This window comes from Pseudomonas sp. Leaf58, from assembly GCF_003627215.1.
Lineage (GTDB): Bacteria > Pseudomonadota > Gammaproteobacteria > Pseudomonadales > Pseudomonadaceae > Aquipseudomonas.
The window spans coordinates 1039056-1053923 of the sequence record NZ_CP032677.1 but is presented as its reverse complement, the minus strand read 5'-3'; the positions used below and the strand labels follow the sequence as shown (position 1 = coordinate 1053923).

The 14868-nt window shown below is 63.3% G+C and carries 14 protein-coding genes; 6 read left to right on the top strand and 8 right to left on the bottom strand.

The genetic code is table 11. The features are described from left to right. Positions 1–31: 31 nt before the first annotated feature. Together lptG and lptF are read right to left on the bottom strand one after the other, a co-directional pair. Positions 32–1093, bottom strand: coding sequence for an LPS export ABC transporter permease LptG (gene lptG / locus DV532_RS04950; RefSeq protein ID WP_056796017.1), 1062 nt, complete (start codon positions 1091–1093; stop codon positions 32–34). Then, complete coding sequence (gene lptF / locus DV532_RS04945; protein WP_056796014.1) at positions 1086–2201, bottom strand: LPS export ABC transporter permease LptF; 1116 nt, start codon at positions 2199–2201, stop codon at positions 1086–1088. Before lptF ends, lptG begins: the two co-directional genes overlap by 8 nt. A 301-nt stretch (positions 2202–2502) precedes the next feature. Between lptF and DV532_RS04935 the strand changes: the two genes are divergently transcribed. The 5 genes from DV532_RS04935 to rlmF all read left to right on the top strand — a co-directional run bounded on the left by DV532_RS04935 (position 2503) and on the right by rlmF (position 8967). Beyond that, positions 2503–3996, top strand: a complete 1494-nt coding sequence (locus DV532_RS04935; protein WP_056796009.1) for a leucyl aminopeptidase — start codon at positions 2503–2505, stop codon at positions 3994–3996. A gap of 49 nt (positions 3997–4045) precedes the next feature. After that, positions 4046–4477, top strand: a complete 432-nt coding sequence (locus DV532_RS04930) for a DNA polymerase III subunit chi (protein ID WP_056796720.1) — start codon at positions 4046–4048, stop codon at positions 4475–4477. A gap of 5 nt (positions 4478–4482) precedes the next feature. After that, the gene (locus DV532_RS04925; RefSeq protein WP_056796006.1) at positions 4483–4842 is read left to right on the top strand and encodes a hypothetical protein; all 360 of its coding nucleotides are present in this window, start codon (positions 4483–4485) and stop codon (positions 4840–4842) included. Positions 4843–5052: 210 nt separating this feature from the next. Then, positions 5053–7899 (top strand): valine--tRNA ligase, encoded by a 2847-nt coding sequence (locus DV532_RS04920; RefSeq protein WP_056796003.1) that lies wholly within the window; start codon positions 5053–5055, stop codon positions 7897–7899. Between the two features lie 117 nt (positions 7900–8016). Continuing rightward, positions 8017–8967, top strand: coding sequence for a 23S rRNA (adenine(1618)-N(6))-methyltransferase RlmF (gene rlmF / locus DV532_RS04915; protein WP_056796000.1), 951 nt, complete (start codon positions 8017–8019; stop codon positions 8965–8967). A 50-nt stretch (positions 8968–9017) separates the two neighbouring features. On the opposite strand, the gene DV532_RS04910 is transcribed toward rlmF, so the two are convergent. Then, entirely contained in the window at positions 9018–9299 is a 282-nt protein-coding gene (locus tag DV532_RS04910) for an HU family DNA-binding protein (RefSeq protein ID WP_003255106.1), read from the bottom strand. A gap of 371 nt (positions 9300–9670) precedes the next feature. On the opposite strand from DV532_RS04910, the gene yejK reads away from it, so the two are divergent. After that, positions 9671–10678 carry a nucleoid-associated protein YejK gene (gene yejK, locus DV532_RS04905; protein ID WP_056796717.1) on the top strand — a complete coding sequence of 336 codons (1008 nt, stop codon included), beginning with the start codon at positions 9671–9673 and terminating at the stop codon, positions 10676–10678. 122 nt (positions 10679–10800) lie between these two features. On the opposite strand, the gene DV532_RS04900 is transcribed toward yejK, so the two are convergent. From DV532_RS04900 to hisC, 5 genes are all read right to left on the bottom strand, one after another. Beyond that, positions 10801–11094, bottom strand: coding sequence for a GIY-YIG nuclease family protein (locus DV532_RS04900; protein WP_056796714.1), 294 nt, complete (start codon positions 11092–11094; stop codon positions 10801–10803). Further along, positions 11091–11564, bottom strand: a complete 474-nt coding sequence (locus tag DV532_RS04895) for a nuclear transport factor 2 family protein (RefSeq protein WP_056795997.1) — start codon at positions 11562–11564, stop codon at positions 11091–11093. Before DV532_RS04895 ends, DV532_RS04900 begins: the two co-directional genes overlap by 4 nt. Positions 11565–11663: 99 nt before the next feature. Continuing rightward, positions 11664–12944, bottom strand: a complete 1281-nt coding sequence (locus DV532_RS04890; protein WP_056795994.1) for an MFS transporter — start codon at positions 12942–12944, stop codon at positions 11664–11666. Positions 12945–12957: 13 nt separating this feature from the next. After that, positions 12958–13608, bottom strand: coding sequence for a FadR/GntR family transcriptional regulator (locus DV532_RS04885; RefSeq protein ID WP_056795991.1), 651 nt, complete (start codon positions 13606–13608; stop codon positions 12958–12960). Between the two features lie 212 nt (positions 13609–13820). Beyond that, positions 13821–14867, bottom strand: coding sequence for a histidinol-phosphate transaminase (gene hisC, locus DV532_RS04880; RefSeq protein ID WP_056795983.1), 1047 nt, complete (start codon positions 14865–14867; stop codon positions 13821–13823). Between the last annotated feature and the right edge of the window lies 1 nt (position 14868).

The following is a 14868-nucleotide window of genomic DNA, read 5'->3' as shown; positions in this document are numbered from 1 at the left end:
TGGGGTCGGCTTTTTTGGGCAGCTCAGGCTATCAACCCGCCCGGCGCAACAACCACACACCCGCCAGCGCACAAATGCCCGCCGGGATCACCACCGCCAGCAGCGGCGGGAAACCGAACACTTGGCTCGACGGCCCCAGCAGGTCCTGGCCGATGCGGAACACGAAGCCCACCAGCACACCGGTGAACACGCGCTGGCCGAGGGTCACCGAGCGCAGTGGGCCGAAGATGAACGAAATCGCCATCAGTACCAGCGCCGCGGTCACCATCGGCTGCAACACCTTGGTCCAGAACGCCAGCCAGTAACGGGCGTTGTTCAGGCCCTGATCGGACAGGTAGTGGATGTAATCCCACAGCCCGGTGATGGAGAGCGACTCCGGCGCCAGGATCACGGTATTGAGCAGTTGCGGCGTGAGCGAAACGTCCCAGCGCTCTTCCGGCGTCGTGACCACTTCGGTGTGGTCGCCCCGGAAGAAGGTGGTGCGAACATCGCTCAGTTGCCAGTGATCGTCGTTGTACTGCGCACGGCGGGCGAAACTGGAGGTGACGATCTTGCGCTCGCTGTCGAAACGGTAACGGGTCACCCCCAACAGCAAGCCATTGGGCTGCACGGCGTTGATGTGCACGAATTCTTCGCCCTGGCGGTGCCACATGCCGCGCTTGGAGCTCTGCGCCTCGCCACCACCCTGGGCCAGGGAACGGTCGGCCTGGGCCTTGTTCTCGGTTACCGGGGCGACGTACTCGCCAATCAGGACGCCGACCAGCATCAACACCAGCATCGGCTTCATCACCGCCCAGACGATACGGCCGATGGACACCCCGGCGGCGCGCATGATGGTCAGTTCGCTGCTGCTGGCCAGGCTGCCCAGGCCGATCAGGCAGCCAATCAGCGCGGCCATCGGCAGCATTTCGTACAGGCGCCGTGGGGCGGTCAGCAGGACAAAGTTGCCCGCCTCCATCACCGTGTAGGTATCACTCAGGTCGCTCATCTCATCGATGAAGGCGAACAGAGAGGCCAAGCCGAGGATGATCCCCAGCACGGCCAGAATGGCCAGCAGCACGCTCTGGCCGATATAGCGGTCGAGCTTAGCCATGGGCCACCTCCGCACGGCGGGCGGCCAGCTTCAGACGCAGCGGCTCCCAGTACATCAGCCCCAGGCCGATCAACAGGAACAGGCCATGCACCCACCACATGCCCAAGGCGATCGGCAATTTGCCCTTCTCGAGGGCGCCGCGTACGGAAATCAGCATTGTCAGGTAAGCCATGTACAAAAGAATTGCCGGCAGCAGCTTGAGGAAGCGGCCCTGGCGCGGGTTGACCCGGGATAACGGCACCGCCAGCAGGGTCACGACGAACACCAGAATGGGCAACGACAGCCGCCATTGCAGCTCGGCGCGCTCACGCAAGCCCTCCTGGCCGAACAGTTGCGAGGTAGGGATGGCTTCGCGCTCGGTCACTTCTTCACTGACTTCCGGCTTGGGCAACAGCACGCCATAAGTGTCGTACTTGATCGCCCGGTAGTCGGCCTGGCCAGGGTTGCCGTCGTAGCGGTAGCCGTTCTCCAGGACCAGGTAGCGGTTACCGTCCGCCTGGATTTCCTGGTGGCCTTTTTCGGCAACCAGCACCGAGGGGGCGCGGTCTTTGGTCTTGTCCTGGTTGAAGCGCTTCTCGGAAATGAACACCCCGCCCAGGTTGACGCGATCGTCCGACAACTGCTCGGTATAGGTCACCCGCGAACCGTCGCGCAGGGTCTGGAAGCGCCCGGGCACCAGGGTATCGAACTCGGTCAGGGCGTCCTGTTGGCTGATGATCTGCTGCACCTGGGCTACGCCCAGCGGCGCCAGGCTCAGGCTCAGCCAGGCCACCAGCACGGCCACCAGGCCAGCCGGAGCCATGGTCAGGCCCAGCAGGCGCTGCTGGCTCATGCCAGTGGCCGACAGCACGGTCATCTCGCTTTCCAGGTACAGCCGCCCGTACGCCAGGAGAATACCGAGGAACAGCCCCAGCGGCAGGATCAGCTGCAGGAAGCCCGGCATGCGGAAGCCCATGATCAGGAACAGCACGCTCGGGTCGAGCACGCCTTGGGCGGCCTGGGCCAGGTATTTGATGAAACGCCCGCTCATGATGATCACCAGCAGCACTGCGCTGACGGCGCTCAAGGTCACCAGGACCTCGCGGGACAGATAACGAAAGACGATCAAACCAGACACTCCTGGGTTGTCAGGGCGGACTGCCATTCAATGGCGCCAAACAATGACTTAGTACATCCAAGACCAATGCCGGTTCGCCAAAGGCGAACCTCCATGTAAAGTGCGCGCATTATCCTGTGATTGGTCGCCCCTGTCACTTGGCCGCGCATGAAGGCGCATATCGGGGTTGTCAGCGCGCTTGCCGCAGGCTCAAACTGGCAGCTTTTCCACTGGTGCGCGACGACGCGGCCAGGCCCGTCCAGAGCGCTGGAGCACACAGCGCCATACGTATCGATCATTCGGGGACCCTGACATGGAACTGGTTGTAAAAAGCGTAGCTGCTGCATCTGTAAAAACTGCCACCCTGGTTATTGCGGTAGCGGAAAACCGCAAGCTTGGCGCCGTCGCCAAGGCCGTCGACGAGGCCAGCGAGGGCGCCATCAGCGCCGTACTCAAGCGTGGCGACCTGGCCGGCAAGCCGGGCCAGACCCTGCTACTGCAGAACCTGCCGGGCCTGAAAGCCGAGCGCGTGCTGCTGGTGGGTAGCGGCAAGGACGAAGCTCTGGGCGAGCGCGCCTGGCGCAAACTGGTCACCAGCGTTGCCGGCGTGCTCAAGGGGCTGAACGGCGCTGATGCGGTGCTGGCCCTGGACGACATCGCAGTCAGCAACCGCGACGCCCACTACGGCAAGTACCGCCTGCTGGCCGAAACCCTGCTCGACGGCGCCTACGTATTCGACCGCTTCAAAAGCCAGAAGGCCGAGCCGCGCGCCCTGAAAAAGGTCACCCTGTTGGCCGGCAAGGCGGGCCAGGCTGAGGTCGAGCGCGCCGTCAAGCACGCCAGCGCCATTGCCACCGGCATGGCCTTTACCCGTGACCTGGGCAACCTGCCGCCCAACCTGTGCCACCCAAGCTTCCTGGCCGAGCAGGCCAAGGACCTGGGCAAGGGCCACAAGGCGCTGAAGGTCGAAGTGCTGGACGAGAAGAAAATCAAGGACCTGGGCATGGGCGCGTTCTACGCCGTGGGCCAGGGCAGCGACCAGCCGCCTCGCCTGATCGTGCTCAACTACCAGGGCGGCAAGAAGGCTGACAAGCCATTCGTGCTGGTGGGCAAGGGCATTACCTTCGACACCGGCGGCATTAGCCTCAAGCCCGGTGCCGGCATGGACGAGATGAAGTACGACATGTGCGGCGCCGCCAGCGTGCTCGGCACCCTGCGTGCCGTGCTCGAACTGCAGCTGCCAATCAACCTGGTATGCCTGTTGGCCTGCGCCGAGAACATGCCGAGCGGCGGCGCCACCCGCCCGGGTGACATCGTCACCACCATGAGCGGCCAAACCGTCGAAATTCTCAACACCGACGCCGAAGGCCGCTTGGTGCTGTGCGACACCCTGACCTACGCCGAGCGCTTTAAACCGCAGGCAGTAATCGACATCGCCACCCTGACCGGCGCCTGCATCGTTGCTTTGGGCAGCCACACCACCGGCCTCATGGGCAACAACGACGACCTGGTCGGCCAGTTGCTCGACGCCGGCAAGCGCGCCGACGACCGTGCCTGGCAGCTGCCGCTGTTCGACGAGTACCAGGAACAACTGGACAGCCCGTTCGCCGACATGGGCAACATCGGCGGGCCCAAGGCTGGCACCATCACCGCTGGCTGCTTCCTGTCGCGCTTCGCCAAAGCCTATGACTGGGCGCACATGGACATTGCCGGTACTGCCTGGGTCAGCGGTGGCAAGGACAAGGGCGCCACCGGCCGCCCGGTGCCCCTGCTGACCCAGTACCTGCTGGACCGCGCTGGCGCCTGACGCCGTGACGCCGGTGGCGCCCCGCGCGCCACTGGCCGGCGAAACCACCATGAGCAAAGTCGACTTCTACATCCTGCCCACCGACTCGCTGTCGGCGCGGCTCGATTTCGCCTGCAAGCTGTGCGAAAAGGCCTGGCGCCTTGGCCACCGGGTCTACCTGCACTGCCAGGATGCCGAGCAGCGCAGCGAGCTGGATCAACGCCTGTGGCGCTTCAAGGGCGAAGCCTTCGTGCCCCACGACCTGGCGGAGGTACAAGCCGATGCCAGCGTGGCATTGGGCCTGGCCGCCGACAATGCCGGCGATCACCACGGCCTGCTGATCAACCTGGGCGCCAGCGTGCCGGGCTTCGTCAGCCAGTTCGAGCGGGTGGCCGAAATCGTCGTCGAAGAGCCTGGCATCCGCCAATCGGCCCGTGAGCGGTTCCGTTTCTACCGTGAACAGGGCTATGCTCTGCAAGACCACCGCTTACAGCGACTTTGACGACGATGGACAAACCCTCCGCCCTACCCGAATCCGCCCATCTGCTCGATGACCTTGAGTCAATTCGCCAGTTGCTTGGCGACGCCGACCTGCAACCACCGCTGCTGACCGAGACGGTGGAGCAGATTCCGCTGTTGCGCGAAGAAGCGCACCCTGCGCCTGCCGCTGAACCTGTGGCCAGCGAGCCAGTGGAAGACTCGCAAACGCGCCGGCAAGACACCCTGCTGCACCTGGAAAGCGAGCTGCGCGCGGCGGCGCAAATGATCATGCAGGATGTGATCAACGACTTTACCCCGCATATCGAGAACGAGATCAAGCGCCGGCTGGATGCGCGGATCGAGCGGCTGATCAAACGTTCCGAGTAAAACAGAAAGTCGGCGGAGCCTTCTTCGCGGGCAAACCCGCTCCTACAGGACCTGCGCAAGCTTCGAGACTTGCGCCGTACCTGTAGGAGCGGGTTTACCCGCGCATAGGCCACCTCTGCCCTGCCAGATAGCAGCAGCTTGTCGCCTGCGGCCCCCAGCTTGGTTATACTTCCCGGCTTTCCCGAATAAATGCACAGGGTCCCGCCGCGCATGGATAAGACCTACCAGCCGCACGCCATCGAAACTTCCTGGTACAACACCTGGGAGTCCGAGAACTATTTCGCCCCACAAGGTGCAGGCGAGTCCTACACCATCATGATCCCGCCGCCGAACGTGACCGGCAGCCTGCACATGGGCCACGGTTTCAACAACGCGATCATGGATGCCCTGATCCGTTTCCGCCGCATGCAAGGCCGCGATACCCTGTGGCAGCCAGGCACCGACCACGCCGGTATCGCCACGCAGATGCTGGTCGAGCGCCAGCTCGAAGCCAAGGGCCAGAACCGGCATGACCTGGGCCGCGAAAAGTTCCTGGAAAAAGTCTGGGAATGGAAGGACCAGTCCGGCGGCAACATCAGCCGCCAGATCCGCCGCCTGGGCTCGTCGGTAGACTGGAGCCGCGAGCGCTTCACCATGGACGATGGCCTGTCCGAAGCCGTAAAAGAAGCCTTCGTGCGCCTGCACGAGGACGGCCTGATCTACCGCGGCAAGCGCCTGGTCAACTGGGACACCAAGCTGCACACGGCCATCTCCGACCTCGAAGTGGAAAACCATGACGAGAAGGGCCACCTGTGGAACCTGCGCTACCCGCTGGCCGACGGCGCCAAGACCGCCGAAGGCAAGGACTACCTGGTGGTTGCCACCACCCGTCCAGAAACCCTGCTGGGTGACGCCGCCGTGGCGGTCAACCCGAACGACGAACGCTACCAGGCACTGATCGGCAAGTTTGTCGAACTGCCGCTGGTGGGCCGTCGCATCCCGATCATCGCCGACGACTACTGCGACCCTGAGTTCGGTACCGGCTGCGTTAAGATCACCCCAGCTCACGACTTCAACGACTACGAAGTCGGCAAGCGCCACAATCTGCCGTTGCTGAACATCTTCGACAAGAACGCCTTCGTGCTGGCCAGCGCCCAGGCCTTCAACCTCGACGGCAGCGTCAACGAGCAGGTCGACACCAGCCTGCCAGCCCAGTACGCCAACCTTGATCGTTTCGTCGCGCGCAAGCAAATCGTCGCCGACCTGGACGCACAAGGCTTGCTGGTGAGCATCGACGACCATGCCCTGAAGGTGCCAAAAGGCGACCGTTCGGGCACCGTCATCGAGCCATGGCTGACCGACCAATGGTACGTTTCCACCAAGCCACTGGCCGAGCCAGCCATCGCCGCCGTGGAAGATGGCCGCATTCAGTTCGTGCCCAAGCAATACGAAAACATGTACTTCTCCTGGATGCGTGACATCCAGGACTGGTGCATCAGCCGCCAGCTGTGGTGGGGCCACCGCATCCCGGCGTGGTACGACGAGGCCGGCCAGGTCTATGTCGGCCGCAACGAGGACGAAGTGCGCGCCAAGCACAAGCTGGGCGCCGACGTGGCCCTGCGCCAGGACGACGACGTGCTCGACACCTGGTTCAGCTCGGGCCTGTGGACCTTCTCCACCCTGGGCTGGCCGGAGCAGACCGAGTTCCTCAAGAAGTTCCACTCCACCGATGTGCTGGTGACCGGCTTCGACATCATCTTCTTCTGGGTTGCGCGCATGATCATGCTGACCATGCACCTGATCAAGAACGAAGACGGCACCCCGCAGGTACCGTTCAAGACTGTGTACGTGCACGGCCTGGTGCGTGACGGCCAGGGCCAGAAGATGTCCAAGTCCAAAGGCAACGTACTGGACCCGCTGGACATCGTCGACGGCATCACCCTCGACGCCCTGCTGGAAAAACGCACCAGCGGCATGATGCAGCCGAAGCTGGCCGAGAAGATCGCCAAGCAGACCAAGGCTGAGTTCCCCGAAGGTATCGCCAGCTACGGCACCGACGCCCTGCGCTTCACCTTCTGCTCGCTGGCTTCTACCGGCCGCGACATCAAGTTCGACATGGGCCGCGTCGAAGGCTACCGCAACTTCTGCAACAAAATCTGGAACGCTGCCCGCTACGTGCTGGACAAGGGCGAAGACTGCGGCCAGAACGGCGAAGCCTACGAGCTGTCGCTGGCTGACCGCTGGATCATCTCGCAGCTGCAGCGCACCGAAGCCGAAGTGACCCGCCAGCTGGAGCAATTCCGCTTCGACCTCGCCAGCCAGGCGCTGTACGAGTTCATCTGGAACCAGTACTGCGACTGGTACCTGGAGCTGTCCAAGCCGGTACTGTGGGACGAGAACGCCCCGGTCGAGCGCGCCCGTGGCACTCGCCGCACCTTGGTGCGCGTGCTGGAAGTGGCGCTGCGCCTGGCGCACCCGTTCATGCCGTTCATCACCGAAGAAATCTGGCAGCGCATCGCGCCGCTGGCCGGCATCCAAGGCAAGACCATCATGCTGCAGCCGTGGCCGGTGGCCAACGAAAGCCGCATCGACGCTGCCGCCGAAGGTGACATCGAGTGGCTCAAGGAGCTGATGGTCGGCCTGCGCAACATCCGCGCCGAGATGAACATCGGCCCGGGCAAGCCACTGCCGCTGTTCCTGAAAAACGCCAACGCCGACGACCAGCGTCGCCTGCAGGAAAACGAAGCCCTGCTGAAGAAGCTGGCCAAGGTCGAGTCGTTCACCGTGCTTGGCGATGCCGACGAGGCACCGCTGTCGGCCACCGCCCTGGTCGGTGACCTGCAAGTGCTGGTGCCAATGGCCGGCTTGATCGACAAGGATGCCGAGCTGGCGCGCCTGAACAAGGAAATCCAGCGCCTGCAGGGTGAAGTGGCCCGCGTGGGGGGCAAACTGTCCAACGCCGCCTTCGTCGACAAGGCACCGCCTGCAGTGATCGACAAGGAGCGCGCCAAGCTGGCTGAGTCCGAGCAGGCCCTGGCCAACTTCACCGAGCAACATGCGCGGATTGCTGCGCTGTAATCAAAAGTGAAGCCATAGCGGGCTGCTTAGCAGCCCATCGCCGGCAAGCCAGCTCCCACAGGAAAGCGCTGTACCTGGGGGAGCTGGCTTGCCGGCGATGCTTTTCAGGACCCAACGATGACCCAGAAACCCACCCTGCACCCGCGCAACCGCCACCAAGGCCGCTACGACTTCCCCAGCCTGATCAAGGCCCACCCTGACCTGGCGCGCTTCACCATCACCAACCCCCACGGCAAACCCAGTATCGACTTCGCCAACCCCGAAGCGGTGCGGGTGTTCAACCGTGCCTTGCTCAAGGCCCAGTACGGTATCCAGCACTGGGATATCCCCGCTGACTACCTGTGCCCACCCATTCCCGGTCGCGCCGACTACATCCACGTTGCCGCCGACCTGCTGGCCGATGACAATGCCGGCGAGATCCCCAAGGGTGCCCAGGTGCGCGCACTGGACATCGGCGTGGGCGCCAACTGCATCTATCCGCTGCTGGGCCACAGCGACTACCGCTGGCGCTTCCTCGGTTCAGACATCGACCCGCTGGCCCTGGCGTCGGCCAAAGCCATCGTCCAGGCCAATGGCCTGGGCAAGGCCATCAACCTGCGCCAACAGACCAACCGTGCGCACATCCTCAGCGGCCTGCTGCAGGAGGACGAACGCTTCGACCTGACGCTGTGCAACCCGCCCTTCCATGCCTCGCGCGACGAAGCCACCCGGGGTAGTCAGCGCAAGTGGAAGAACCTCGGCAAGCAAGACCCCAAGCGCAAGCTGCCGGTGCTCAACTTCGGTGGGCAGAACAATGAGCTGTGGTGCGAAGGTGGCGAGATCCGCTTCGTCACCCAACTGGTTGGCGAAAGCGTGCAATACGCTGAGCGGGTACTGTGGTTTACCACCCTGGTATCCAAGGCCAGCAACCTGCCAGGCATCGAAGCCGCGCTGAAGAAGGCCGGCGCCAAGGCCGTGCGCATTGTCGAAATGGGCCAAGGGCAGAAACACAGCCGCATGGTCGCCTGGAGCTTCCAGGACGACACTGCGCGCCAGGCCTGGCACGCCCGGCGTAAACCACAGGCATAAAAAAACCGCGCCCGGGCAAGCCGGGCGCGGTTTGCTCAACGCTGCAACAATTACTTGTTGATGGCGTCGGTCAGCACTTTGGCTGGAACGAACTTGACGACTTTCTTGGCAGCGATTTCGATGGCAGCGCCAGTCGAAGGGTTGCGGCCGGTACGGGCAGGACGCTCGGAGACTTTCAGCTTGCCGATGCCTGGCAGGGTGATTTCAGCGCCGTTTTCCAGTTGGTCGGCAACGATCTGGCCCAGTTGCTCCAGTGCGTTCTTGGCGGTGGCTTTTGGCGCGGCGATCGATTCGGCGATGTCGGCAATCAGTTGGTCTTTGGTCAATGCCATGGTGATGTTCCTTCCCTATCAAATTCGATGGTTATGCAGCGAACGACGACGTTATCGGGCCAGCCCCTGAAAGTGGAGGGCCGCGCCAATCGCGTATGTAGATACGTAAATCGGCGTTTGGTTCGACACGACGACAGCACGCTGCCAGCAATGCGCCACAGGAGGGGGCACAAGACCGCGCAAAGCTACCACAGGAGCGGATAAATATCCGCTGCGCACTTCGATTTAATGCAGGTTTTTCGGGGGTTTTAGCCTAAAACGCACAAAACTGAACAAAAAACGAACAACCGGCATTTCTGCCAACATCCGGCCACTGCATCACCTGGTGTCTAGGTTAAACTGGGCGCCTTTTGCAGCTCGCCGAGAATTTCATGCCAATCCGTCATTGCATCGTTCACCTGATCGACAAGAAGCCTGATGGCAGCCCCGCCGTGCTGCATGCCCGCGACTCAGAACTGGCCGCCTCCGACGCCATCGAAAACCTGCTGGCCGACCTCAACGACAGCTACAACGCCAAGCAAGGCAAGGCCTGGGGCTTTTTCCACGGCGAGTCGGGCGCCTACCCGCTGAGCGGCTGGCTGAAGCAGTACCTGGACCAAGAAAAGGACTTCACCGCCTTCAGCCGCGTGGCTGTGGAGCACCTGCAAAAGCTGATGGAAGAGTCCAACCTGTCCACCGGCGGCCACATCCTGTTTGCTCACTACCAGCAAGGCATGACCGAGTACCTGGCGATCGCCCTGCTGCACCACAGCGAAGGCGTGGCAGTGAACGCCGAGCTCGACGTGACACCTTCGCGTCACCTCGACCTTGGGCAGCTGCACCTGGCGGCGCGCATCAATCTCTCGGAGTGGAAGAACAACCAGAACTCCAAACAGTACATTTCGTTTATCAAAGGCAAGAACGGCAAGAAGGTTTCCGATTACTTCCGCGACTTCATCGGTTGCCAGGAAGGCGTCGACGGCCCAGGCGAAACGCGCACCCTGCTCAAGGCTTTCAGCGACTTTGTCGAGAGCGAAGACCTGCCGGAAGAATCCGCCCGCGAAAAAACCCAGACCCTGGTCGAATACGCCACTACCCAGACCAAGCTGGGCGAACCGGTCACGCTGGAAGAGCTGTCCAGCCTGATCGACGAGGACCGGCCAAAGGCGTTCTACGACCACATCCGCAACAAGGACTACGGCCTGTCGCCGGAAATTCCCGCAGACAAGCGCACCCTCAACCAGTTCCGCCGTTTCACCGGCCGCGCCGAGGGGCTGTCGATCAGCTTCGAGGCGCATCTGCTGGGAGACAAGGTGGAGTATGACGAGGCAGCAGGGACTTTGATCATCAAGGGGCTGCCGACCACCCTGGTCGATCAGCTCAAACGCCGTAAGGACTGATAACCCCGGGGCTGCTGCGCAGCCCATCGCCGTAAGCCAGCTCCCGCAGGTACTGCGCAGGCCTTGAGGTCTTCACGGTCGGGGGGGGCGTTGGCTTGCCGACGATCGGGCGCGAAGCGGCGCTAGATCGCGGTAGAGGCGCCATAAGATGCCACCAGCGCCTCCTTGGCCGACTTGCGCAGCCGCTTCACCAGCCGTTCCTGGCGCAGGGCCTCGCCCTTGTCCGGCCATTGCTCCACATACACCAGTGCCTGGGCCGGGCTGGTCTTGAAATAACGTGCGCCCTGCCCTTTCTGATGCGCCAGAAAGCGCCGCTGCGGATCATCGCTGATGCCGCAATACAACGAACCATTGGCGGCCCGCACCAGGTAGACATACCAAGGTTTGCCAACAGCGGTTTCGACCACTTCGCTCAGCCCTGAGTCTGCTGGAAGGCGCGCAACCCCTTGAACGCCTGCAGGCGTACCTTGTTCTGCACCAGCGGCGACCAGCCCAACAGCATGCCGGGCACGCCCAGCGCCTGCCGCGACCAGCGCCACAGGTCGAAGTGGTCATCATGCTGGCAAATCAGCCCATCGCGGATCACGAAACGCGCCTGGATATCGTTGACCACCGTGCGGCCGGTTTGGCTGAACAGGTAGGTGGCCACCCAGTGCGCCCCACCAGTGCGCTCATCGGCGCGGACGTTGTCGAAGGTCAGGGTGAAGTCCTTTGCTCGCGAGGTCAGCATTCGCCACATATCGCCAGCATCCTTACCGCGCAGGGTGCCGAATACCGGGTCGCTGAAAACGATATCGTCGCTGTAGCAGGCCACCATGGCCTCGGCGTCCAGGCGCTTGAAGGCCTGGTAAAAACGGGTAATCAGGTCGCGGTTGGCGTCGCTCATTGGGGGCTGGTCCGTCCTGGGGGTAGAAAGCAGCACGATAATCTGCCCCGCTTTCTTATACCAGTACCGGCCCTATCGCCGGGGCTGCCAACATCAGCTTCAAACTCTTTCGCTGGTCACCTGCACGTGCAAAGCCCGCCCAGCCCCTAGCCCGAACACGATGGCGCCAAGCCCCAACACGGCAAAGATCCAACCCACTGCCGCCCAGCCCCCGGTCAGGTCATGCACCAGGCCCACCGCGAACGGCCCCAACGACGCCAGCGTGTAGCCCACCCCTTGGGCCATGCTCGACAGGTTCGCCGCCACGTGGGCATCCTTCGAGCGCAGCACGATCAAGGTTAGCGCCAGCGCAAAGGTACCGCCCTGCCCCAGGCCCAACACCACCGCCCAACCCCAAAGCCCGGAAAGCGGTGCGTACAGGCAGCCGAACAAGCCAGCCAAGGTAATCAACATGACCAGCACGATCGCCAGGCGCTGGTCCTTGCCGCGCGTGGCCAGCCAAGGCGCACTGAGCGAGCTGACCAACTGCACGATCACCGAGCCCGACAGCACCAGCCCCGCCTCGGTCGGGCTCAGGCCACGGCCAATCAGGATCGACGGTAACCAGCCGAAGACGATGTAGGCCAGCGACGACTGCAGGCCCATGTAAAAGGTCACCTGCCAGGCCAGCGGGTCACGCCACAGGCCACGCACCCGATAGGCCACCTTGTGCAGGCCATGGCCATGGCGGGCTTGCGGCAGCCATACCAGCATGGCCAGCAGGGCCGGCAGCACCCAAAAGCCCAGCCCCAACGCCCAGCTGCCGTTAAAATGCTGGGCCAAAGGTACTGTGGCACCCGCCGCCATGGCCGCACCCAGGCACAAAGCCATGGTGTACACCCCAGTCAGCGCGCCAGCGTGCTGCGGGAAGTCGCGCTTGACGATACCCGGCAACAACACGCCAATGATCCCGATACTGGCCCCCGCCATCAGGCTGCCGAGAAACACCCCGGTTGCCCCTAGGCTGCTGCGTAACACAATACCCAGTGCCAAGGTTACCAGGATGCCGAGGATCACCCGTTCGCTGCCAAAGCGCCGCGCCAGCAGCGGCGCCAAGGGGGCGAACAAGCCCAGGCACAGCACCGGCAAGGTGGTCAGCAAGCCTGCCTGCGAAGCATTGAGCCCCAGGCCTTCGGCTACCTGGCCCAGCACCGGTGCCATGCTCGACAGTGCCGGGCGCAGGTTCAACGCCACCAGCACCAGGCCGAGCAACAACAGCCAGGGCCGCTGCAGCGGCGGCGGCTGGTGCTGGACCTGCTCGTCGTCAGCCTCGGCGTCTATCAGCAACTCATCGAGGTTCCGCTCGCTCGGCGGGGTATTACGGGTGATGGATTCAGCCATGGCCTTCTCGGGGTCAGGATTCGATAAGGGTGCGGCTCAGGCGCTTGGCCCGCTCCGCATCACGTTGCTCGATGGCGTCGAGGATCTGCCCATGCAGGTCGAACGTGGCCTGGCAGCGTGGCACGGTCGCCATGTTGTGCTGCAGCGCGGCAGCCACCACCCCGGAAAAGTACCGGTACAGCTCGCTCAAGGCGGGGTTGTGGGCTGCATCCACCAGCCGCTGGTGGAACACCAGGTCACAGGCCACATAGGCATCGACATCACCGTGAAAGTGCCCAGCACTGTTGGCCAAAGCGTCATGCAGGGTTTGCAGGTCGGCATCCGTACGGCGCAAGGCGGCCAGGCCGATGGCCTCGGCTTCGAGGATGTGACGGGTTTCACGGGCCTGCTCGGCGGTGCAACGGGACATCGCCTGCACGGCCTGCAGCGGGTCCTGGGCCGTGCGCAGATAACTGCCGTCGCCTTGGCGGACTTCCACCAGGCCGCTGAACGCCAGCACGCGCATCGCTTCACGCACGGTATTGCGGCTGATGCCCAACTGCAGGGCCAGTTCCGGCTCGGTAGGCAAACGCTGGCCGACCAGCCAATCGCCCAGCACGATACGCTCGCGCAGGCGCTCAACCGCCAGTTCGACCAGGGAGCGCTTGGTCAACTCGGTACGCATTACACTCACCCAATCATCCGATGAATTGGCGCAGCTTACTGGATCTCGAGCGAATCGGTAAAGCCAGCGTTCTTGGGGCTGCTACGCAGCCCATCGCCGGCAGCTCCCACAGGGACGCGCAGGGTTTGAGGGCGATGGGCCGCAACGCGGCCCCAGGATTTCAGCTTTGATGCAAAGATTGCTGGGGCGGCGTGCGGCAGTTGGCGATACCGTCAGTTCAACGCATCGAGCAGCGCTTGGTTCATCTCTGGCGTGCCGATGGTAATGCGCAGGAACTGGGCGATGCGCGGCTGTTTGAAGTGGCGCACGATCACGCCCTGCTCGCGCAGGCGTGCTGCCAGCTCGCCGGCATCCTGCTGTGGGTGGCGGGCGAAGATGAAGTTGGCCGCCGATGGCAGCACTTCGAAGCCCTTGGCCTGCAGCTGCCCGACCAGCACCTCGCGGCTGTCGATCACCTTGCGGCAGGTTTCGTCGAAATACGCGCGGTCTTCAAACGCCACCGCTGCACCCACGATCGCCGCACGGTCCAGCGGGTAGGAGTTGAAGCTGTTCTTGATCCGCTCCAACGCCTCGATCAGGTCCGGGTGGCCCACTGCCAGGCCAACCCGCAGCCCAGCCAGCGAGCGCGACTTCGACAAGGTTTGGGTAACCAGCAGGTTGTCGTAGCGGTGCACCAGGCTGATGGCAGTTTCGCCACCGAAGTCGATGTACGCCTCATCGACCACCACCACCGAATCGCGGTTGGCCTGCAGCAACTGCTCCACCACCTGCAGCGGCATCAGGCAGCCGGTCGGTGCATTGGGGTTGGGGAAGATGATGCCGGCGTTGGGCTTGTTGTAGTCCTCGATGCGGATCTGGAACTGTTCATCCAGCGCTACTTGCTCGAAGGCGATGCCGTACAGGCCGCAGTAGACCGGGTAGAAGCTGTAGCTGATATCCGGGAACAACAGCGGTGCATCGTGCTGGAACAAACCGTGGAAAATGTGCGCTAGCACCTCATCCGAGCCGTTGCCGACAAACACGTGCGCCGGGGTAACCCCGTAGTACTCAGCCACCGCCTGCTTCAGCCGGTCACCGTTCGGGTCTGGGTACAGGCGCAGGTTGTCGTTCAGTTCACCGCGCATGGCCTCCAGCGCCTTGGGCGACGGGCCATAGGGGTTTTCGTTGGTGTTGAGCTTGACCAGGCGGGCCAGCTTGGGCTGCTCGCCCGGCACGTAAGGCACCAGGTCCTTGACGAAGGGGCTCCAGAATCGACTCATG

Coding starts and splice junctions, on each gene's coding strand:
- lptG (WP_056796017.1), bottom strand. CDS start 1,093: ATGGCTAAGCTCGACCGCTATATCGGCCAGAGCGTGCTGCTGGCCATT.
- DV532_RS04935 (WP_056796009.1), top strand. CDS start 2,503: ATGGAACTGGTTGTAAAAAGCGTAGCTGCTGCATCTGTAAAAACTGCC.
- DV532_RS04930 (WP_056796720.1), top strand. CDS start 4,046: ATGAGCAAAGTCGACTTCTACATCCTGCCCACCGACTCGCTGTCGGCG.
- DV532_RS04925 (WP_056796006.1), top strand. CDS start 4,483: ATGGACAAACCCTCCGCCCTACCCGAATCCGCCCATCTGCTCGATGAC.
- DV532_RS04920 (WP_056796003.1), top strand. CDS start 5,053: ATGGATAAGACCTACCAGCCGCACGCCATCGAAACTTCCTGGTACAAC.
- rlmF (WP_056796000.1), top strand. CDS start 8,017: ATGACCCAGAAACCCACCCTGCACCCGCGCAACCGCCACCAAGGCCGC.
- DV532_RS04910 (WP_003255106.1), bottom strand. CDS start 9,299: ATGGCATTGACCAAAGACCAACTGATTGCCGACATCGCCGAATCGATC.
- yejK (WP_056796717.1), top strand. CDS start 9,671: ATGCCAATCCGTCATTGCATCGTTCACCTGATCGACAAGAAGCCTGAT.
- DV532_RS04895 (WP_056795997.1), bottom strand. CDS start 11,564: ATGAGCGACGCCAACCGCGACCTGATTACCCGTTTTTACCAGGCCTTC.
- DV532_RS04890 (WP_056795994.1), bottom strand. CDS start 12,944: ATGGCTGAATCCATCACCCGTAATACCCCGCCGAGCGAGCGGAACCTC.
- DV532_RS04885 (WP_056795991.1), bottom strand. CDS start 13,608: ATGCGTACCGAGTTGACCAAGCGCTCCCTGGTCGAACTGGCGGTTGAG.
- hisC (WP_056795983.1), bottom strand. CDS start 14,867: ATGAGTCGATTCTGGAGCCCCTTCGTCAAGGACCTGGTGCCTTACGTG.